The organism is Pseudoalteromonas piscicida (assembly GCF_002744175.1).
Taxonomy (GTDB): domain Bacteria; phylum Pseudomonadota; class Gammaproteobacteria; order Enterobacterales; family Alteromonadaceae; genus Pseudoalteromonas; species Pseudoalteromonas piscicida_B.
The window spans coordinates 1-600 of record NZ_NKHF01000161.1 but is presented as its reverse complement, the minus strand read 5'-3'; the positions used below and the strand labels follow the sequence as shown (position 1 = coordinate 600).

Here is a 600-nt window from a genome sequence, read left to right as displayed (position 1 = left end):
TTAACAAGGCTGTTAAACCAAGGACACAAAACAGCAGGCTTGTGCTCCTTCGTCGCTAATTTTAGCCTGCTATTTTGTGCCGTTTACGGCAAGCGTTATGTACCTAAAGGGAGCCAGTAAGTGTCGAAATCTGTTGCGATTACCATTGAAAGCGAATTCACCAGAGTAGAGTTCTTGAAAAATAGAACACCTGAAACTACAGATGAAGAAGCCCAAAATGCATTTGCACTGTTATCTGAATATAGAGATGGCGGAATATACGTGGCTCACTATTCTGGTTATAGTGAATGGGAAAGGCATGTAAATGGTGACGAGTTCGTTCAGGTTTTGGGCGGTGAAACGACATTGATTCTTTTGAGTGGAGAAAAAGAACAGCGCAACGAATTATCACCTGGTCAAATGCTGGTTATCCCTAAAGGTGTATGGCATAGGTTTGAATCACCTGTTGGTGTGAAAGTAATGACAATTACGCCTCAACCAACGGAGCACAGCATAGATAAACCAAACGGTACATAACAAGCCGTTGCAGGCAGGGACTTTTAACAGTTGGCTTCCCTCACTGCGTTCGTTATTTTAGCCAACTATTAAAAGCCCTGAACG

Annotated in this window: 1 protein-coding gene; it reads left to right on the top strand. The window is 42.8% G+C overall.

The features are described from left to right. Positions 1-120: 120 nt before the first annotated feature. The gene (locus tag CEX98_RS22280; protein WP_099644139.1) at positions 121-516 is read left to right on the top strand and encodes a cupin domain-containing protein; all 396 of its coding nucleotides are present in this window, start codon (positions 121-123) and stop codon (positions 514-516) included. Positions 517-600 lie beyond the last annotated feature (84 nt).